This window comes from Niveispirillum lacus (assembly GCF_002251795.1).
In the GTDB taxonomy this organism is placed as follows: Bacteria; Pseudomonadota; Alphaproteobacteria; order Azospirillales; family Azospirillaceae; genus Niveispirillum; species Niveispirillum lacus.
The window spans coordinates 39,080-59,661 of record NZ_NOXU01000021.1; the positions used below are offsets into that span (position 1 = coordinate 39,080).

16 protein-coding genes, 2 pseudogenes and 1 riboswitch are annotated in these 20,582 nt (G+C 59.5%); of the genes and pseudogenes, 10 read left to right on the top strand and 8 right to left on the bottom strand.

Annotation, left to right across the window (positions count from 1 at the left end; translation table 11 throughout):
* Nucleotides 1-357: 357 nt before the first annotated feature.
* Together CHU95_RS03760 and CHU95_RS23025 are read right to left on the bottom strand one after the other, a co-directional pair.
* Nucleotides 358-3,633, bottom strand: a complete 3,276-nt coding sequence (locus CHU95_RS03760) for a S41 family peptidase (protein ID WP_133065416.1) — start codon at nt 3,631-3,633, stop codon at nt 358-360.
* 126 nt (nt 3,634-3,759) lie between these two features.
* Complete coding sequence (locus CHU95_RS23025; protein WP_133065417.1) at nt 3,760-6,777, bottom strand: TonB-dependent receptor plug domain-containing protein; 3,018 nt, start codon at nt 6,775-6,777, stop codon at nt 3,760-3,762.
* A 299-nt stretch (nt 6,778-7,076) separates the two neighbouring features.
* Nucleotides 7,077-7,163: riboswitch (glycine riboswitch) on the bottom strand.
* Nucleotides 7,164-7,291: 128 nt separating this feature from the next.
* Here CHU95_RS23025 and CHU95_RS22670 point away from each other — a divergent pair.
* Together CHU95_RS22670 and CHU95_RS23190 are read left to right on the top strand one after the other, a co-directional pair.
* The gene (locus CHU95_RS22670; protein WP_207762366.1) at nt 7,292-7,591 is read left to right on the top strand and encodes a hypothetical protein; all 300 of its coding nucleotides are present in this window, start codon (nt 7,292-7,294) and stop codon (nt 7,589-7,591) included.
* Nucleotides 7,498-7,707, top strand: a pseudogene (locus tag CHU95_RS23190) (ABC transporter ATP-binding protein); the annotation flags it as partial. The gene CHU95_RS22670 and the pseudogene CHU95_RS23190, both read left to right, overlap by 94 nt.
* A 14-nt stretch (nt 7,708-7,721) precedes the next feature.
* Here the strand turns inward: CHU95_RS23190 and CHU95_RS22840 are convergent.
* The 4 genes from CHU95_RS22840 to CHU95_RS03785 form a co-directional block, all read right to left on the bottom strand.
* On the bottom strand, nt 7,722-8,099 hold the full coding sequence (locus CHU95_RS22840; protein ID WP_094453897.1) for a transposase: 378 nt from the start codon (nt 8,097-8,099) through the stop codon (nt 7,722-7,724).
* A 95-nt stretch (nt 8,100-8,194) separates the two neighbouring features.
* Nucleotides 8,195-8,341, bottom strand: coding sequence for a hypothetical protein (locus CHU95_RS22845; protein ID WP_165771992.1), 147 nt, complete (start codon nt 8,339-8,341; stop codon nt 8,195-8,197).
* A 347-nt stretch (nt 8,342-8,688) separates the two neighbouring features.
* The gene (locus CHU95_RS03780; RefSeq protein ID WP_094453899.1) at nt 8,689-9,252 is read right to left on the bottom strand and encodes a DUF3320 domain-containing protein; all 564 of its coding nucleotides are present in this window, start codon (nt 9,250-9,252) and stop codon (nt 8,689-8,691) included.
* A 258-nt stretch (nt 9,253-9,510) separates the two neighbouring features.
* Nucleotides 9,511-10,527, bottom strand: a complete 1,017-nt coding sequence (locus CHU95_RS03785) for an SH3 domain-containing protein (RefSeq protein WP_165771993.1) — start codon at nt 10,525-10,527, stop codon at nt 9,511-9,513.
* Between the two features lie 404 nt (nt 10,528-10,931).
* On the opposite strand from CHU95_RS03785, the pseudogene CHU95_RS03790 reads away from it, so the two are divergent.
* Nucleotides 10,932-11,987 (top strand): annotated as a pseudogene (locus CHU95_RS03790) (transposase).
* 396 nt (nt 11,988-12,383) lie between these two features.
* Here the strand turns inward: CHU95_RS03790 and dps are convergent.
* Nucleotides 12,384-12,863, bottom strand: a complete 480-nt coding sequence (dps, locus tag CHU95_RS03800; protein ID WP_094453905.1) for a DNA starvation/stationary phase protection protein Dps — start codon at nt 12,861-12,863, stop codon at nt 12,384-12,386.
* 171 nt (nt 12,864-13,034) lie between these two features.
* Between dps and CHU95_RS03805 the strand changes: the two genes are divergently transcribed.
* From CHU95_RS03805 to CHU95_RS03815, 3 genes are all read left to right on the top strand, one after another.
* Complete coding sequence (locus CHU95_RS03805; protein ID WP_245837840.1) at nt 13,035-17,366, top strand: chemotaxis protein CheB; 4,332 nt, start codon at nt 13,035-13,037, stop codon at nt 17,364-17,366.
* Between the two features lie 169 nt (nt 17,367-17,535).
* Nucleotides 17,536-18,348, top strand: coding sequence for an OmpA family protein (locus tag CHU95_RS03810; RefSeq protein WP_094453909.1), 813 nt, complete (start codon nt 17,536-17,538; stop codon nt 18,346-18,348).
* An 86-nt stretch (nt 18,349-18,434) separates the two neighbouring features.
* Entirely contained in the window at nt 18,435-18,665 is a 231-nt protein-coding gene (locus CHU95_RS03815) for a hypothetical protein (RefSeq protein ID WP_094453911.1), read from the top strand.
* A 22-nt stretch (nt 18,666-18,687) separates the two neighbouring features.
* Here the strand turns inward: CHU95_RS03815 and CHU95_RS03820 are convergent, their stop codons facing one another.
* Entirely contained in the window at nt 18,688-19,101 is a 414-nt protein-coding gene (locus tag CHU95_RS03820; protein WP_133065419.1) for a hypothetical protein, read from the bottom strand.
* A 284-nt stretch (nt 19,102-19,385) separates the two neighbouring features.
* Between CHU95_RS03820 and CHU95_RS22310 the strand changes: the two genes are divergently transcribed.
* The 4 genes from CHU95_RS22310 to CHU95_RS03835 all read left to right on the top strand — a co-directional run bounded on the left by CHU95_RS22310 (nt 19,386) and on the right by CHU95_RS03835 (nt 20,436).
* The gene (locus CHU95_RS22310) at nt 19,386-19,541 is read left to right on the top strand and encodes a hypothetical protein (RefSeq protein ID WP_165771994.1); all 156 of its coding nucleotides are present in this window, start codon (nt 19,386-19,388) and stop codon (nt 19,539-19,541) included.
* Between the two features lie 86 nt (nt 19,542-19,627).
* On the top strand, nt 19,628-20,017 hold the full coding sequence (locus tag CHU95_RS03825; RefSeq protein WP_094453939.1) for a PRC-barrel domain-containing protein: 390 nt from the start codon (nt 19,628-19,630) through the stop codon (nt 20,015-20,017).
* 68 nt (nt 20,018-20,085) lie between these two features.
* Nucleotides 20,086-20,244, top strand: coding sequence for a DUF3309 family protein (locus CHU95_RS03830; protein WP_094453915.1), 159 nt, complete (start codon nt 20,086-20,088; stop codon nt 20,242-20,244).
* 36 nt (nt 20,245-20,280) lie between these two features.
* Nucleotides 20,281-20,436 carry an entericidin A/B family lipoprotein gene (locus CHU95_RS03835; RefSeq protein WP_094453917.1) on the top strand — a complete coding sequence of 52 codons (156 nt, stop codon included), beginning with the start codon at nt 20,281-20,283 and terminating at the stop codon, nt 20,434-20,436.
* Nucleotides 20,437-20,582 lie beyond the last annotated feature (146 nt).

Sequence of the window (20,582 nt, forward strand, 5' to 3'; positions counted from 1 at the left end):
CCGGCAATGATCATTCGGCCAGTCGATCCCCCTGGGGGGCACATACAGCGACCTAAATGGATCTCCAACGGCCGCGCCTATGGGCGAACACGGCTTTGAAGGGGCCGTTGACGGTCTGCGCCACAGCGTTGTCTTGGCTATCTGCGACGCTGCCGACCGCGGGGGCGATGCCGGGCACCGCCAGCCGCTCGGTGTAGCAGATGAACGGAAACTGCGCGGTCTCAACCGGTCGACCGTGCAGCGGGTGACATCGAACCCCTCGCCCCCCCAACTGTCGCCAGACCTTCCGCACGCCCAAGGTGGCAAACTTATAAAATTGCTTGGCGTGGATTTGGCGGCCGCCGCAGCGGAGTGAGGTTAGGGCTTGATCGGGTAGGGTTGCGGGGTCCCCAGATTGCCGGGTGTGCCTTTGATCCGTGATTGCAGATCACGGATGGCGGCGACCAGTTGGGCATCGGGTTCGCCGCGCAGGGCGGGTTGGTCGAAATCGACCTCGATATCAGGGGTTACCCCTTCACCTTCGATGATCCATTCCCCCTTGGGTCCCGCCAGCGCATATTGCGGGACGGCAATATGGCCGCCATCCAGCAACGGCCCCAGATCGCCGGTACCGACAACCCCGCCCCAGGTGCGCTTTCCGATCAGCCTGCCGCGCTGTGTCTGCTTGAAGGTCCAGGCCATGGTATCGCCGTCCGACATGGTGTTTTCGTTGATCAGCATGGCCATTTCGCCAGTGAAGACCTGTGTGTAGCCGCCCCAGGGATAGGTCTGCGGGTGCTGAAGACCACGCACAAAGCCGCGGGTGAAGGCCGGCCGCAGCAGGCGTTCCAGGATCATGCGAGAGACATTGCCCCCGGTATTGCCGCGAATGTCGATGATCACCCCATCCTTGCGAAGCTGTCCGTACCACTCCTTGACGAATTCAGACAGACCGGCACCGGTCATGTCGGTGATATGGACATAACCGATGCGTCCCCCCGACATTTCATCGACCAGACGCTGGGCGGCCAGACGCTGTTCATGCCGGATCAACAGGGTTTCGGTGCGCAGGGTCTTGACCAGAAGGCGGCGCTCCACTGTCGCGGACGGCCCCAACCCTACCTCAACGACCTGGTTCGCCTTGCCCATCAATGCCTGATAGGGGTTGGTGGTGGCGTTCAGCGGCACACCGTCGATGGACAGCAGATATTCACCCACCCGCGCCTCATTGCCCACGCTGTTCAGCGGGGATCGGTAAAGCGGATCGGCACGGTCCCCCGCAAAAATGCGGGTGATCCGCCAGAGACCGGTGGCCTTGTCCAAGGCGAAGCGGGCACCCAACAGCCCAATGTCAGGGCGGGGGGGCAAACCATCATCCCCGCCATCCACAAAGGCGTGACTGACATTGAGATCACCGATCATGTGGCTGATCAGATAGTTAAGGTCAGCCCGGTTGCCCAGCGCGGGCAGCAGGGCACGATATCGCTCACGGGCCGCCTGCCAATCATGACCGTGCATGCCGGGATCGTAGAAATAGTCCCGATACAGCCGCCAGGCTTCGTTGAATATCGCTGCCCATTCCTGTGGCGGATCGACCCGCATTACGATCCGCTCCAGATCCAGGCGCTGCGCGTCTCCCGCCAGGCCAGCGGGCCCGAAACCCGCCACCCGCAGGTCGTCGCGTCCCTGGAACAACAGGATGGTCTGACGCTTCCGGTCAACATCATAACCGACCAGATCACCCGTGACGCGGTTGGGCTTGGTGGCACCAAAGGGTAGCAGGAACAAGGTGCTGGTCTGCGGCCCGTCCGCCTCGAACCGGGGAGCGTCCGATATCCTGAACATCAGGCTGAAACCCGGTCCGAAACTCAGATCCCGGTAATTGTCTTTGTCGACCGGCACGGGGATCACCCGTTCTTCCAGCCCGTCAAACTCCACCGATAGCGGTTTATCCGCCTTAGACACCGGTTCCTCACCGCCCCTACCGACGGGCACACCCGCCGGAAATGGGTTGGGAGCATCCTTTTGCAGGGCCAGAAGATAGGGCCGCGTCTGGCGGGCAGCGGCAAAGTTCCATTCCGTCTCACTGATCAGCAGATTGACATCCCGAACCGACAGAAAGGCCAGATAGCGACGGTCAGGGGACCAGACGGGCTCACCACTGTCATAACTGGGGTCCGTCACCGGACGATTGGCACCGTCGCGGGAATCCCAGATGCGGACCATGCGCATGTCATTGGGCTGCAACTCGGCATAGGCGATGTACCGGCTGTCGGGCGACCATTCATATTGGCGAATGTACCAGGCACCGGTGCTGCCGACCTTCCGGCGTTCCCCGCTGGCCACATCAACGCTGAACAGCGTGCCTTCCCGGTCAAGCACGGCAAGGCGTTTGCCATCGGGGGACCAACTGGGTCGGTAATAGCGGTTGCCGCCGCTCTTTGTGACCTGCCGGGCGGCACCGCCGCTGGCGGGAACCACCCACAATTCCTCATCACCACTGGCGTCGCTGATATAGGCGATGGTGCGACCATCGGGGGACCAGGCCGCTTCCCGGTCATGCGCGCTGGGGCTATGTGTCAGGTTGACAACCGCACCCAAGCGATTGCCCTGCATCACAAACACATCGCCGCGCGCCACCACCAACACATGCTGGCCGTCCGGCGACAGTGCCCCGCCTTCGATATTCTTGGAACCCTTGACCAGCCGCGGCAACCGGTTCAAATCCTGTGTCGGAACCGTGATATCCAGCGGGCGCACCTTGCCGGTTGAGATGTCATAGAGCATCAAACCGGCATTATATTGCAACACCACATTGCCCTTGGCATCGGCGCTGGCAAATTCCGCCCCGTCCTGTTTAAAATCCGTCAGTTTGCGGGGTGCCCCGCCCTGCTCGTCGGTGAGGTACAGGTTCATATGCCCGTCCTGATCCGACAGATACTGTATCCCCGCCTCTGTCCACATCGGGTCGCGTTCGGTGCGCGGCGTACCGGTGATACGGGTCAGTTTTTGCGCCGAAGGGTCGGCAATATACAGGTCCGGTGCCCATCCCCCCTGATAGCGCTTCCATGTCCGGAAATCGCGGAACAGGGGCGAGAACAGCAGCCGCTTGCCATCGGGTGAATAGACACCATTGCCTGCCCGCGCCATGGGCAGGGGCTGTACCTGACTGTCGTCGACAGTAACAGTATAGAGCTTGGATTCTGTGTTCAGGGACACATCCTGGAACGACCTGAACAGCACCGCAGAGCCATCCGGCTTCCACCCCGTGACCTGATTGTCATATCCAGAGCGGGTGCCAAGGGGGCCACGCGCGGGGTAGAATGTCAGTTGCCGGGGAGCCCCGCCCGCCGCCGGAATGAGGTAGACCTGTTCATCCCCGCCATATTGCCCTGTGAAGGCAATCCATTTGCCATCGGGGGAGAATTTGGCGAACAGTTCCAGCCCCGGACCACTGGTCAATTGCCGTGCTGCACCACCATCCGTGCTGGCAATCCACAGATCACCGGCATAGGAGAAGACGACCTGCTTTCCATGGATGTCTGGAAAACGCAGCAGTCTTTGCGGTTCCCCCTGCGCGATGGCAGCAGAGCCGCACAGCGTCAGACAAGCCGCGATCCCCAATGCCCGCACCCACATTTCCAAACGACGCAAGCTCCCCTCCCACCGCGCGACGGTATTCCATACATTCCAGCCTCTCCGCTGCCCCGATGGTGGCAACCTTCCACCACCGGGTCAGCGCAATCACCCGCCGGATGATACGCCCCGGCACTGCTGCAATCAGAACGTCTTGCCAAGACGGATCGAAACCGTACGGCCCCGCAGATCATACAGATTGCTGGGCACCGAACCGGTCCGATAGGTGTAGCTGTCAGACCCCATCACCGGCGGCTTTTTATCGAACATGTTGATAATGCCGATCTGGCCCGACAGGTCCTTTTCAATCTGCCAGCGGACGCTGACATAGTGGGTCATGTAGGAACCGACCGTCAGTTTTTCCGCCACCTGCAAGCAATCATTGCGGTTCCCCGGCACCGTGCGGCCGGCATAGGCACCGCAATAATTGAACAGATTGTCGCCATCATAGTACTTCGCATCGTTCGTTGGGCCGATGAAGTTGAAGCCGTAGAAGAATGATAAATCCTCTACCTTCAGGTTCGCTTCCACCCAACCGACGGTCTTGGGATTGCCCGAAAGCCCGTTACGGTCTTCATAGGAATTCTCATCACGGCGCAGGGAATTCTCAAACACCCAGTTCCACTGCACATTCAGACCGAAGTCCCCAAAGCCAAGGGGTTGCCGGAATGAGGCTGACAGATCAATGCCCCGCTGCTTCTGCTGTGCCAGATTGACCAGACGATCATCGACGACCGTAATCGCGCGGGTCATGGGGTCACGTGTAACTCTGGCGCAGAAGTTATTACCAGGGAACGTTGGGCTATTGTAGCAACGGGAAATAATGCTGCCAACTCCATAGGAAGCCACTTCATTGCGTACCGCAATACTGTAATAGTCCGCAGCAATGCTGAGGTCGGCAAAGGCCGGGGTCAGCACAATGCCGACACTCTTGTTCCGTGATGTTTCTGCCTTCAACTGTCCCTTGCCACCCCCTGTTACGGCAGTGATGCCATTGTTGGCCGGATTGAAGTCTGGCGCAAAACCCTGGCTGGCACAGTTGGCAGCAACTGTGGGGCCAGCCGTGTCGCCATAGCGGACACAAGGATCGCTATAGGCATAGAAACTGAGTTGGTTGGCCAGATACAGTTCATAGAGCGAGGGGGCGCGGAACGAAGTCCCCGTGCTGGCACGCAAAGAGACCCAGTTATTGACGGTCCAGCCCAGGCCCGCCTTATAGGTTTCATCCGACCCAAAGCTGCGGTAGTTGGTGTAGCGGCCGGAACCGGTAAAAGTCAGCTTCTCTACCACCGGCAAATCAGCCAAGAGCGGCACGCCGATTTCGCCGAATACTTCCTGGACCGTATCGGACCCCTTGGTGATCCCAGCGGTGGAGGAGGCGAAATAGTTACCGTTGCGGGCGTTGTAACCTGGTGTGTCGTTCAGGGCCTGATACCGGATCGTGAAGCCCGTGGCGAGATCAACCGACCCTGTGGGCAGGTCGAACAGCGCACCGGAGATTGAGCCGTCAATGCCAAGCTGGTCATACTTGGTACGCCCTGTCTCGCGTCCCTGCAGGAACGAACGTTCAGCATCCGTCCAATCCTGGTCAACCAAGAACCGCTTCGACAGCCAGGGGATGGACACACAGTTTGTCGGGCCGGAAATGCTGATCAGCGCGGCGTTGCAGGCAACGCCCGGCGCCGTCGCTGCCGCCAGTCGATCGGCGTAGAAGAATGAACTGCTATATTCGCCATCGGATCGTCCGGCATGGCCGGAAACGTCCCACGACCAGGGGCGGGCAATGATTGGCATCTCCAGCCCACCGCGCACACCGGCGGTGATCTGGCCATAATTGACGTTCTGGCGCTGCTCCTGGGCCATGTTCATCTGCGGCTGGACCAGACCAGTCGAATTACCGCCGCTGGCCTGGATCAACCCAGCCGCCACCGTATTGTTCGGATTGGTTGGCGACAGTAGCGGATACAGGAACTGCCACGTATCTGAGGAAGAAACCCGCCGGTTCAGCAGCACATTGCCATAGGCTTCAATGTCAGGGGCGAGTTCATAGGAGCCCGCAACATACAGGCTGCCGGTGGACAAAGGCGAAATGCTGTCGGCATTCTGATAGGCAGGGCTGTCGCTGATGCCATAGGTATAGGTCTCCGGGAACCCGCCGCGCGCTGTTCGCACCCAATCCGGCAGGACGTTGCGCAGACCCAAGGCCGAGGCGGGATATGATGCACCGGCTGCACCGGGTGCATACTGGAACCAGCCGCCATACCACGTGTAGTCGAAGAATATCCCGGTGGGGTTCAGGTTGCGGCATTTGATGTTGCCGCTGGTGTCCAGAAGATCGGTCCGCTGTCCCGTCCTGGGATCATAGACATAATCCTGGGCGCAGGATGTCCGTTCGCGCTGGCGGTTCTTCAAGGCTTCCTGGCGGCGATATTCGGCGGCGACGGTCAAGGTGCCTTGGCCGAAATCCTCGCCCCAGAACAAGGCGCCCTGAACATAATTGCCGCCGCCATGTTCGCTTACATTACCGTCAAGATTCAACTCCACCCCGTCGGAAGTTTTGCGCGGAATGATGTTGACCACACCGGCGATGGCATCAGAGCCGTAAATGGAAGAGGCACCACCGGTCAGCACTTCCACCCGACTGATCATCGAGGATGGCAGCGTATTGAGATCCACCTGACCGACACGGCTGCCGGTACCTGCCGGGGTCAGGCGCTGCCCGTTCAACAGGACCAGTGTGCGCCCTGCCCCCAGGTTACGTAGGCCAACCGTCTGGGCATTGTTCCCGCCATCGACGACCCGGCCACCCGCACCCGTCGCCGACAGCTTGTTGTTCACCTGCTGCACACCCAGGGCCGCGACCGAGCGCATAATAATCCCTGCGGTATCGAACGCACCGGCATTGCGCGCCGTCTCTGCATTAATGATCTGGACTGGTGTTGCAGTATTGTATTCTGAGCGCAATCGTGACCCTGTCACGACAATATCACCCAGCTCTTCCACACCGGTATCAGATGACGCTTGCGGGGCTGCCTCGGCAGTCGGATCTGCGGGCTTGGCCAGAAGATTGGTGTCGGATGATTGCGCCTGCGCAGCGACAGGCCAAAAGAGTGCCGCAACGGAAACGCTGCCCAGCAGCGCCGTCTTTACAAATCTGTTCATTTTCATTCCCTGTTCACAGACAGCGCTGGTCATTTGACGCATTCAAACAGGCTGAAAACGCACCAAATAGGTACGCCTTAGCCCGCTGGAACGCCGCCAGCCGCTTATGTTGAGTGATAATTGGGGGATGTAGGGTCTATCGAGCAGAAGACCCGTGATTTCAGCTTGAGTCAGTCATGACGGCACCTCCAAAAGCGGATTCTCTGCTTTTCGGTGCCCCATCTGTCTTTGTGCCTGAGAGTATTACCCCGTCGGCGGACGGTCATGCTGTGGCATGCCGTCACTCTCCAGATGTTAGTCGTGAGCCCATGGTCCTTTTGCCTGAGAGTTTCCGGGGCGGTTGCTCCTTCGGCGCCGGCAAGGCCGGTCTCTCCCATGTGCTTCTGCAAAAACGTATACCAGAGTGCGCAGCAAAAGAAGCGCTGTCAAGCCATCAGGGTAACATTTTGGCGGCTTTGCACCACAAACCGTAACTTCATGACAATATGTGGTTGTGCAGCGCACAATGATCTGAATGCAAACCCATCTGCGCGCGCATGGAAACCGGGCAGAACAGATAAAGTGGCAGACAAGCTACCAATTCCCCGAAAGAAACCTGCTCAGTGGTTTGCATAGCACGCTGGTGCAGTTGCTGACCCGCTTCTACGAGGCCAATGGCGGCACGGTGAATATCGACGGCCACGATGTCCGCGTCTGTCACAGCGCAGCCTGCGCCGGTATGTGGGCGTTGTTTTACAGGACAATGTCCCGTTCGACGGCGCCATCCTGGACAATCTGCGTCTGGCCCGGCCGGACGCCACCGATGCCGACCTGATCGACGCCGCCCGTGACCTAGGCGCCGATGAGGTGCTAGAGGCGCTGCCGCTGGCCTACCACATCCCTGTTGGTCCCATGGGCAGCCATCTCAGCCTGGGTCAACGGCAGCTTGTTTGTCTGGTTCGTGCCTATATCGCCGATCCCGCCGTGCTGGTGCTGGACGAGGCGACGTCGGCCGTGGATGTCCACACCGAACGCCGCATCCAGCGCGCATCCACATCCTTCTGGGCCGCCTTGGCCGGCTGGTCGGGCCAGATCTCATGGGCGGACTTGCCTTGCTTGATCGCCGCTTTCTCCGCCTCCTTGTTACGCTGGCGGGGCGCCGCCACCAGGGTCGCATCCACGATCTGACCCGACATCGGCAGATAACCCGCTGCAACGATCGCCTGATCCAGCCGCGTGAACAGCGCGTCCAGCGCACGGACACGGATCAATGTGCCGCGGAAATCCCACAGCGTGTTGGCATCGGGTACCCCGTCCCCTGGACCCAGGCCACAAAACCGCATCCAGCTCAGCCGGTCACGCACCAGATACGATGTCTGTTACAGCGACAACCGGTGCAACGCCTGCAACACCTGCATCTTGAATTTCAAAAACCGCGTCAAACGGCGGGCGACCGCCCCCCCCTGCGCAGGCCGCCGCGGCGCAGGGCCTTGGCCAGAACCGGCCGGAACTGCTCAAAGTCAACCGTCGCCGACAACTGACGTAGACGATCCTCAAAATCCCAGAAACCGCCCTGTCCCGACATGACCAACCTCGCTACAGGCTGCATGCCCTATCATAGCAGAAATCGGCAGTTTCCGGAGGGGTCCGCCTGTTGAGGTTACAGGGCATTTGCTGTGTCAGGGTGGCTGCGGGGGCGCGCCTTGACCGATGGTATGCTGAACTGACGACAACCATATAAACAGCGGCGCATCTTCCCATGACACCGCCTTATGTCGTCCCGAGCGTCGTGGTTCATTGGATAATCTTCTACTCATGAGGACGTACCACCGCATCAATCGCGGATATGTCCCGTCACAGGTTTGGCCAATACCTACCTTTGCCTGGCCACCGCGCTCACACGGCGGATCCCGAAGCGGCGGGCAGCATCCGTCAGCGCATCCTCCGCATCGACCCAGCCCGGATTGCAGCAGCCAGTTCCGGCAAGGCGATATCCTCGACCATGCGGATGTCCTCATCTGAACAAGGATAACGGGCCCGTTCCCACGCCGCCGGTGCGGTAGCATTGGCCCAGATGAAGCCACTGCCGGAGGTCTCTGTTTCCAGATGCGCCACACCACGCGCCACCGACAGCAAGCGGTCGCGAACCTGTCGCCCAGACCGTTTGAAGCCATGGGCCCGGGCGATCATCCGTTCGAGCAGCAGCGTTTCCCGGATGGGCGCCTCGCATTCGACAACACGCAGGATCATATCGCGGAGAACGGCTGCATAATCCGGATCTTGAAACCGTTCCGGCGCGATTGATGGCTGGTCGGAGAAATCCGTTATACGGTAATCACCAACCAACAGTTCCATTTCGGGTACCGGCGGTGCCCCGGCGTTCTCCTCCTGCGGGTCGACAGGATCAGCGGGCAGATCAGCAAGTGATACAGGGGGGGCCGGTGGGGCTTCGGGACGGAGTGCGGCTTCCAAGGCGGTTTTTAGGCTGCGTGCCATGCTACCCGCCAGAGAGTATGAGGTGGAAGCGTGCTGGCCAGTGGGGCGCCATCGCCTCTGGGACAGAAAACGACCAAGTTTACACCGACCATATGCCGAGATAAGGGTCGGAAAACACTTTGGATGCCGTAAGTCTGTCAGACGTCCATTCACCCAACGATTGATGTGGCGGCTAACCGGGTCGCACAGATTGCAGAGGTTAAATGTGTAGAAGCAGCGGCATCACACCGCTGCTTCCAATTTTTTCGCTGTGCGAGTTCAGCCGCCTTGCCGAAGATTACGGGCAGACACCCAGCCCTGTTGACCAGCGCTATTGGTCACTTTCCACCAACCGGCATTCTGTTCGCCCACCGCCGTTACACTCTCACCAGCAGCCAGCTTACCAATGACTGGGTCGTTGGTAGACGGACCGCCTCGCAGATTCAGGTTTGTCACCGTCTTGTAGCTGCTGCCGGCCACCAGTGACGGCGCCGTCGCGGGAATGGGGGGAGCAGAACTGGTCGGCGGCGCTGCGGTCTGGGTGGCCAGAGGGGCTGCCAGTTTAGCCTGGATGGCTGGCATGGCGCGGACTTGATCCACCAATTTGTTATGGGCGTCCATGAAGGCAGCGGCAACCACCTTACCGATATCGGTGGAAGCGTAAGAACCGCCGACGCCGCCGATGGGCAGCGCGCCTAGTCCGCCTGCGCCAAAGGCGAAACCAACATCTTTATGCTGTGCCGACCCCTCGGCGACCGCCTCTTGCACACCCGTGCGGACATCGGTCAGGGTCAGCATTGTCTGCGCCTGCAGGTTGGTGGTCTTGATAGCGCCGGCCACGACCCCGGCAATGCCGGGTAAAAATGCACCCAGACCAGCGCCGCTCCCCCCCGCATTGGTGTCCTGGAAGATGACATTGGGTGTAATCATAAAGTCGGCGGCCACCATCTGCCCGCCGCCGATATTCGACCCGCCCTGCAAGGTGCCGCCCGCCGCCAAGGCGCGCTCCTGCTGCATGCGCTGCATGGCCTGGCCCCGGTCAACCACCCGGAAGCAGCCGGACTGTGTCATCATCAAGCGCAGCAAAGGCACAGGTGAGGTCAGCCCAGCCTGCGCCAAGCCTGGAATATCCTCCTCCACCAAGGCAGCGGTACCCAACGGACGGTCGCACTTTGTCAGTTGGGCCGCTGCCTGTGAATTACCTGCCGCTCCGCCGGCGCCTGACACCATCGACCCACCGGAACCAAGTTTGGTACCAGACGACACGCAACCCGACAGTGCGCTGGCAGCCATCATAACGGCTCCAAATTTTACCAATGAATCCCGCATTATCAGCATTCCTCTCGAAAGATGCCATGAACAGCGCCGTAATTTGAACAGGAGTTAGTCAATCAATATCCAGGTTATTTAGCCTGAATAATGATTTATTCCTCTTTATGGCTCACTGGCGCCAGCCGTTGTTTCGCTCAATTTGAAGCGTTTGCCCGTTTGGCTTCAATCCGTATTTTTACGGATATAATCATCCCGAAAAGATACTGACGATCAGCACCACCCTTTTCTGAAGGATGCCGCTTCGGATGGAGCACAATGGAAGCCGGCATTTCCATGATCGGCGGTGACCTGCATTGGGAAACGGGGACACCTCCGGAAACTGCCGATTTCTGCTATGATGCGGCATGCAGCCTGTAGCGAGGTTGGTCATGTCGGGACAGGGCGGTTTCTGGGATTTTGAGGATCGTCTACGTCAGTTGTCGGCGACGGTTGATTTTGAGCAGTTCCGGCCGGTTCTGGCCAAGGCCCTGCGCCGCGGCGACCTGCGCAGGGGCGGTCGCCCGCCGTTCGACGCGGTTTTGAAATTCAAGATGCAGGTGTTGCAGGCGCTGCACGGGCTGTCGCTGCAACAGACCTCGTATCTGGTGCGCGACCGGCTGAGCTGGATGCGGTTTTGTGGCCTGGGTCCAGGGGACGGGGTACCCGATGCCAACACGCTGTGGGATTTCCGCGGCACATTGATCCGTGTCCGTGCGCTGGACGCGCTGTTCACGCGGCTGGATCAGGCGATCGTTGCAGCGGGTTATCTGCCGATGTCGGGCCAGATCGTGGATGCGACCCTGGTGGCAGCACCCCGCCAGCGTAACAAGGAGGCGGAGAAAGCGGCGATCAAGCAAGGCAAGTCCGCCCATGAGATCTGACCCGACCAGCCGGCCAAGGCGGCCCAGAAGGATGTGGATGCGCGCTGGACGGTGAAATTCAGCAAGGCCAAGCCGGCTCCCGAGGGGGCGCCGCAGCCGCCCGACATTGCCATCCCGGTCTTTGACTACAAGGCACATATCGCCATCGACCGCCGGCATGGGGTGATCCGGCGCCGGCTGGTCAGCGATGCCGCTGCCCATGACGGGGCGCGCCTGCGCGAGGGGTTGATCGATCCGGACAATACGGCGTCGGGCGTCTGGGTCGACACGGCCTATCGTTCGCAGGCCAATGAGGACTTCCTCCGCGCGGTCGGCAAAGTCAGCCATATCTATGTCAAGAAGCCCAAGGGTAAGCCGATGTCCGCACGCACCGCCAGGGCCAATGCACGGAACTCCGCCATCCGCGCCAAGGTCGAGCATCCATTTGCCATGCTGAAGGGACCGATGAAGCTCTTCATCCGCACCATCGGCCTCAAACGTGCCGAGGCGGCCATCACATTCGCCGCCATGGCCTACAACATGAAGCGCTGGGTCTGGCTCAACGGGAGAACGGCGTCCGCATGACGCCAAAGCTGCCAAATAGGGCGGCTTTGGCAGACCGCAACACGCCAGAAAACGGCCAACGCGGTGCCGCGAAGCCAGAATTGTGCTCAGATGACCCCATCACAAAGGGTTACCGGAAGTGTCCATCTTCCAGATACACATCTGCGATGATCATATCCGGATGACAGGTCGCAGCGGACTTGACGGCTTGATGATTGATTGTGGCGATGGCACAGACCTGATGCCCAGTCCCATCGAGTGAAGCGGCCAAAGACAGGGAAACCCGCGGATCTCCGGAAACGACAAATATACGAAGGCTGCGGCTCATTGCGGGCCGGGATGCAGCACCACCCTCACTATCCCATCTTGAAAGCGCCTCACGCTCGACGAATGGAACCACTGGCAGAGCGGCGGGGTTCATGATCGCACTGAGTGGGATTCAATCAGCCAGAGTTGCCGATCCATACCACGGGCGACCTGGGTAAACAGGTCAGCGGTGACGGGATCGCCATGGGTGGTGGACAGACCAATCGCTTCGCGGACCGACTGGCCAAAGGCGCTGACCGCCTGCGACAGGGCGAAGATGTGCTCCCGCGCTTCTGCTACACCCAAGGGATACGGCAACAGAAATGACCGTTCAGCCGCGATATGCACAGTACCATGGGCCGTGCCACCCAAAGCCGCAGCCCGCTCCGCAATCAGATCGGAATAGGTTTCGACCTCGATGGCGGCATTGTCGAACAGTTCATGCACAGCGGAAAAGCTGCTACCGCGGACGTTCCAATGCGCCTGTTTGACCTGTGCATGCAGATCAATGGCCGCAGCCAGATGCCTGTTAAGCAACTCAACCGACTGTCCCCGGATGTTTTCAGACAGGGTGTTGTGAGTGTAGTGCATGGTCGACCTCCCGTTGTGCGGTACTGATCGTAAGATTGGAAATTGATTAATATAAGGCTCGGGAAGTACCTAAATCCTAAAGCGGTATTTCAAAATCCGCATTCGTCACCCATCGAATGAACAATCGTGATACAATGTATTCCAATCAAAAATTGGACCGGTAATTTCACCATGACTCGCTCCACAAAGAAGACAGACGGCCCCTCTCCGTCGAAGGCAGCAATGGATATTGTTGCCATTGGCGCGTCTGCGGGCGGTCTGGAGGCGGCAAGCCGGTTCGTGGAAGCACTTGGGGATGGCGGAGGGGCTTGTTTCATCCTGGTGCAGCATCTGGACCCCAACCATGACAGCCTGCTGGTTGATCTTCTGGCGGTGCACACGGCAATGCGTGTCTGGCAGGCCACCGACGGCATGGAACTGTTGCCAGGACAAGTCATCGTCATACCGCCCGGCGCCTATCTCTCGGTGATAGACGGGCGTCTGCACCTGACGGCCCCGCCGCGTGGCCAGGGCACACGCCTGCCCTTCGATTTCCTGCTGGCATCTCTGGCCCGCGACTTCGGGAGTCGTGTGGTTTGTGTCGTGCTGTCGGGGACCGGAACGGACGGCAGCCACGGGCTGCGCGCGGTGAGGACGGCGGGTGGGCTGGTAATCGCACAGGATCCGGCGGAGGCTGGATATGAAGGCATGCCGCGCAGCGCCATGGCCACTGGCCTGGTGGATCATGTGCTACCGGTTGCGGCTATGCCTGAGGTCATCCGCAACCGCCACCGCACGGACACAGCAGCTTCCAAAAGGATGGAGGAAGACGCGGACAACGGGTTAGCCGCTATCATCGACCTGCTGCGCACCCATACGCCCTATGATTTCACGCTTTACAAGCAGGGGACGTTGCGGCGGCGCATCGACAGGCGGATGTCCATGGCCGGTATCGCCGCCGATGGTTTGCCGGAATATCTTGAGCTGCTGCGGCGTGATCCGGCGGAACGGGACAATCTTGCCAAGGATATGCTGATCAATGTCACAGAATTTTTCCGCGATCCGAAAGTGTTCGAGCTCCTGGCTGCGGCCGTCATTCCCGGTCTGATCCGGGGACGATCCACGGATAATCACCTTCGCCTGTGGGTGGCGGGATGCAGTACGGGGGAGGAAACCTATTCCCTTGCCATCCTGTTCCTGGAACAGATCGCACTGGCCGGTTTAGCGATGAAACTGCAGCTGTTCGCCTCCGATGTCGATCCCGACGCCATCGTCACCGCGCGCGAAGGTTGGTACCCGGCGAGCATTGCCGAGAATGTTTCCGCAGACCGACTGGCCCGATTCTTCATCGCCGATGGAGGAGGATATCGGGTCACGCAGGAACTGCGCGCCCATGTCATCTTCACAGTCCAGGACGTGCTGGCGGATCCGCCCTTTTCCCGCCTCGATTTCATCTCTTGTCGTAATCTGTTGATCTATCTGATGCCGGAGGCACAGGCGCGGGTGCTGGCCCTGTTCCATTTCGCCTTGCGCGATGGTGGTTTCCTGCTGCTGGGCGGTGCGGAAACTGTGCTGCCGACAGCATCCGACCGGTTCGAGATCGTGTCGAAACCCGCCCGTCTGTTCCGCCACGTGGGCCGCAGCAAGCCCGGCGATTTCAGTTTCCTGATGAGCACAGGGGATGGCGTCCGCGCCCTGCCCCGTATCGGCACCGGCCCCGGCCCATCGCGACAGAACGCCTTGGCGGAGCTGTGCCGGCAACTGGTGATGCGGGATTATGCCCCGGCAGCCATCCTGATCAACCGTTCTCATGATTGCCTTTATTCCCTGGGGCCGACCGACCATTTCTTGCGCGTGCCATCCGGCCACCCGACCCAGGATCTGCTGGCCATGACACCCCCCGGTCTGTCGGTCAAACTTCGCGCCGCCATCCAGCAGGCGCACCAGGAAAAGGCCAAGATCACGATCCAGGGCGGTCAGATGCGCCGGGATGGCGACATTATGGAGTTCAGCATCGCCGTGCATCCCGTCACGCATGAGGGCGAGAATTTGATGCTGGTCTGCTTCATCGACGAGCCCCGCCCGGCCGGTGCGCAGAACAAGGCACCGCTGTCCGCCAATGGACAGACCGGCAATCTGGCCCGTGAGTTGGACCACACACGCGCCGAACTGGAAGCAGCCATTCGCAACCTGGAACTGGCAGGGGAAGAACAGAAGGCCGTCACCCAGGAAGCCCTGTCGATCAACGAAGAATACCAGTCCGCCAACGAGGAATTGCTGACCTCCAAGGAAGAGTTACAATCGCTGAACGAGGAACTGACGGCCTTGAACAGCCAGCTGCAGGAAACCCTGGACCAGCAGCGAACCACATCGAACGATCTGCAGAACGTACTCTACAGCACGGATGTGGCGACCATCTTCCTGGACCTGGAATTGGCCATCCGCTTTTTTACGCCTGCCACCCGTTCACTGTTCAGCATCCTTCCCAGCGATGTTGGCCGGCCCTTGGCCGACCTCAGTTCGCTGGCCGCTGACGGCGACCTGTTTGCTGACGCACAATCTGTCTTGAAATTGCGCGTGCCGATGGAGCGGGAGATCGAGGCACGATCTGGCGCCTGGTACCTGCGCCGGGTTCTACCCTATCTGACGCGTGACGATCAGGTGGAGGGGGTGGTCATCACCTTCGTCGATATCACCGAACGCCGGCGCGTGGCTGAAGCCCTGCGGACCGCCAAGCGTCAGGCGGAAATGGCAAACCGGGGCAAATCACATTTCCTGGCTGCCGCCAGCCATGACCTGCGCCAACCCCTTCAGACCCTTATCCTTTTGCAGGGCATCCTGGCGGGCCGCATACAGGCTGACAAAGACCGGGAACTGCTGGACCGGATCGGGGAAACCATCGGCGCTATGTCGGGCATGCTGAACGCCCTGCTGGATATCAACCAGATCGAAGCCGGCGTCATCGCCACCGAGCTCTCGCGCTTTCCCATCAACGACCTTCTGACCCGGATGCGGGACGAATTCAGTTACCACGCCCATGCCCGTGGCCTGGCCCTGCGCGTGGTTCCCTGCGGTGTTCAGGTCTTCAGTGATCGGCGCCTGCTGGAGCAGATGGTGCGCAACCTGCTGTCCAATGCCCTGAAATATACCCGGCAGGGTAAGGTGCTGCTGGGCTGCCGCCGCCGGGCAGGCGGGATCAGCATCGAAATCTGGGATACGGGCATCGGCGTTCCGGAAGCCGAACAGCAGGCGATTTTCGAGGAACATCATCAGATCATCCAGGCCGACGGTAAACCGGGCAACGGCCTAGGCCTGGGATTGTCGATCGTCCGCCGGCTGAGCGGGCTTCTGAACCATCCGGTGAGGGTACGGTCGGTACCGGGCAAGGGGTCGGTGTTCGCTATCGATACTTTCGCCGATCCGCAGGCACAGGAGGTACCCGTCCTGCTCACACCGGATGGTCTGGAACAAGAAGTCACCACCCCCGGTAATATCCTGGTAGTGGAGGATGACCCAGAGGTGGGTGATCTGTTATGTACGCTTCTGCGCGATGCTGGCCACCGGGTGTTGCTGGCGGTCGATGCGCCGTCGGCCCAACGCCAGATAGCGAGAGAGGTCTTCCGCCCGGACCTCTTATTGGTCGATTTTAATCTGCCGGGAGGGACCAATGGGCTGGATCTGCTGACGGCCCTGCGCCGCGACTTGCATCGCGCAGTTCCGGGCCTGTTGCTGACAGCAGATATCTCCACGGAGACGTTGCGCGCTATCGCCCTGCGCAACGAATTGCAACTGCACAAGCCAGTTGATCCCGCCAATTTGCTGCGCACGATTCAGCGGATGCTGTCCATGCCGCCACTGTCAGCGCGGATGCCGGAACCCAGAGTCGAGGCGGTGGAGGGCGTCACCATCCACATCATCGACGATGACGCCCTGCTGCGCAACAGCGTCCACCAAGCCCTGGAAGGGCAAGGCTGGCATCTGGTTGACCATGCCAGTGCCGAGGATTTCCTAGCTGAACGGCAACAAACAGGACGGGGATGTCTGTTGATCGACGCCTACCTGCCCGGCATGGGCGGGATCGATCTGCTGCACCATCTGCGGCAGACCGGCGTCATGACCCCCGCCATTGTCATGACTGGCAGCAGCGACGTGCCCGTGGCTGTGGCCGCCATGCGGGCGGGAGCTGCTGATTTCATCGAAAAGCCGGTCAGCCAACCCGAGTTGGTGGCCAGCATCGGCCTTGCTTTGGAAAGGGCAGAGGACGGGAGTAAGCTGGCCACATGGCATCAGGACGCTGCCGAACACCTGGCCGGGCTGACGGCTCGGCAACGGCAGATCATGACCATGGTACTGGCCGGACACCCCAGCAAGAACATCGCCACAGACCTGGGGATCAGTCAGCGCACGGTGGAGCATCACCGGGCCGCCATCATGCGCCGGACGGGAGCACGATCCATTCCCGCCCTGGCGCGGATTGCCTTACTGGCAGACTGGGACATTTCGGCAGAAATAGAAGTGGATTAATCAGAAATATAAACATACAGATAAATATTAAAGTAGGTTAATCATTCTGAATGCAGATAATATTTCCTCTGTAGGTATATACCGACGATGTTCTGATAGATCATTATTGTATATCATTCCTTTGAAGTAGCTCCGGCTTCCTGGAGCTTGAAATCCAAGGATTGATACCATGCCCAATGCCAATTTATTATGGGCGTTGCCCATCGGGCTTTTACTGCTGAACGGTTGTTCCAATCGACATCAGGAAGCGGGCTATCGGGGACCGGGGCATGACGTTTCCGTGACCTCGCCGGGATATGTTGCATTGAAGGCCGGAAATTTCGACAAATCGACCCGGATCCTGGAAGCAGCCAATATCAAATGGCCGAACAGCCCCTATGACGAACTGAATCTCGGCGCATCATATCAGTCGCAAGGACGGATGGATCTGGCAGAACCGTTACTGCGCCGGGCGATCACCCATGGGCATGGGCTGATGCCAGCAGAATCCAGCCAGGATTGGGCCAAGGGCATGACGGTGGAAGAAGTGGCCTGCCGGAACCTGTCCCTGGGCTTGGCACCAGCCACCATTGAAGGCACCGCGACGCCTTGTCAGACAACGCTGGTGGTCGCCGTCGTTGCCGCACCAGGACCGGTGGCCGCTGTTTACCAGCAGACATCCTACAATACCTATTTCGAATTCGACAAAGCGACGCTGACCAGGGATGGCGAAGCCATTCTCCGCGAAGCGGCCAAGGAGATCCGAAGCAATCCCGACAGACATGTCACCCTGGTCGGCAAGGCCTCCAGCATCGGGGGGGACTATTACAATATGGACCTTTCCCGGCAACGCGCCGAAACCGTTCGCAACACCCTGATCGCGGCCGGCGTCCCCAGTTCGCGTATCGAGGTGCTCTGGGTGGGCGAGCGGGAACTGGCAGTGCCCCAGCGCGACGGTAAACGGGAGCCACTCAATCGGGTGGTAGAGGGCACAGTCAAATAGACTGCGACTGCAACCCAAACACTGACGGTCGGGCCGGTGAACACGGGCCCGACCGTTTGCTGGTCACAACGGGAAAGGGCTACCCCATGCCCATCGAGAACACCGACCTTGAACGCCGTGTCCTTGCACATGAGCGGATATTGCAGGTTCTGATCGCCCATATGGCCGAAACGGAGCCGAAGTTTCTGGACCGGCTGCAAAAGCGGTTCACAAAAGGCTACGATCTCGGCGCCTTTGAACATGATTTTGTCGGCACCGATCAACATGCATGGCAGTTCATCCGCAGGGTCATGGAGATCGGCGTGGATAAGGAATAAACGTTATCGCCGCCGCAGATATTCACTGAAACGGGCCTAGAATGAAGGCGGCTATGGCCGCGACGCCGATGGCGGCAGGAATAATGATGGGTGGGATGATCAGATCGCGCCATCCAGCCAACCGTGCGACCGGCGGCTCCACGAGCGCGGCGGCAGGAATGGCATGAACAGAAGGTTCGGCCAACGCGTATTGCGGATGATCAGCGTCACAGGCGATGGCAACCTTCAACGCCTCTGCCCCGACGTTTAGGGCAAAGGATAATCCATTGGTGACCTCAATGCGGCGGAGAGTCGTCCGCACGGTCCGCCAAGCGGTGAGGGACACGCCGTCCAGTCTCTCCTCCTCATACTCTACCTCGTAGCGACCCGCCGGTAGGGGTTCCGCCAATTCCGGCAAGAGAAAAGGATGATGAAAATGAACAGTCGCACGCGTCATTCTGGATGACATCGTCATACCTCTCATTTGATAAGGGGAAGAATCTGCGGCAACGATGATCTGCCACAACAATTCTCATTTCTCTAAAATAGCACAACAATTGAAGTAAATATTAAATTTGCATGGTACGTTAACACATAAATTGGTTATAGGTAAATTCCGACACTGCAATATCTCGGCAGAGTTTACTACAATTAGTGATCAATGAAGGCCCATCCCATCATATGGCCTTCATTGATCGATGCATCACCCTGCTTCGGGGTGGTATGAGAAAGGAATAGATCATGCAGAAGCCCAACAGCTTCGTCGCCAAGAAGCCGGCAGCCTCCCCGCCGGCTGGCGCGAAGGCGAACCCAGCGACGGCGCCTAAACATGCCCCGGTTACGCATTCGGACAAGCATGACGCCGATACGAATGCCAAGCACGCACAGAAGAAATAGTGGGTGCTTGGCTGCGCCAGCGTCCGGGCGCCCCCCCAGACGCTGGCGCCTCTTTCTTTGCACAGCAAGAACAAAAGGAGATTAACATGGGACGCGTGCATATTGCTTTGGCCACGCTGGCCATCCTCATTCCGTTGATCGACACGACGGCCTTTGCACAGGGAGCGCCGCAGACGATGGCCCTCTCGCAGGTGGATCTTTCCACCTTGGCCACCGGGTACCGCACCTCCAAGGTTGTAGGCAGCAAGGTTTACAATGCTGCTGGTGAAACGGTGGGCACCATTGACGACCTGATTGTAACCCCTAATGACAAGATCCCATTCGCGGTCCTGTCCGTTGGTGGCTTTCTGGGTGTCGGTTCCAAATATGTCGTGGTGTCCTATGCAGCGCTGAGGGTAGAGGACAAGAAGATTGTCCTCAAAGATGCCAACAAGGAAACCCTGAAAAACCTACCTGAATACAAATACACTCACTGATTCTGGCCCATCGACAACGGGCGGGTTCCTGCCCCTTGTCGATGGGCCTCCAATAGAGGGAGCCCTTCATGAACTTGGGCGCCATTCTTCTGATCATCGTCATTGTGCTGCTGATTGCTTCGCTTCCTCGTTGGTCGCACAGCGCGAACTGGGGCTATTACCCCAGTAGCGGCCTCAGCCTTGTCCTGATCATCATCGTCATTCTGCTGCTGCTGGGACGACTGTGATTGGCAACAGCATCCATCCCTTTGAAGGAGGAAGAGATGTCACTAAAGCCCATGCGGTTGACGCTGCTGTTCATCATGATGTTCGCGGCCGTACCGGTTCTGTCTGCCTGTCACACCATGGCCGGTGCGGGGGAAGACATTTCCAAAACCGGCAAGGCCATAGAGAAGAGCGCGGATAAGCACACGCCCTGAGAGTTCCGGCTTGCCAAGCACACAAGAGCCGGGACCAAACCGACTGAATGAGGAGACGGCGACAGGACCGGCATATCATTGGTGATGCCCGGCACAGCATATGCCGGGCTGTTGTGCAGACCACCTGCCGGGAATCGCCAATGCCG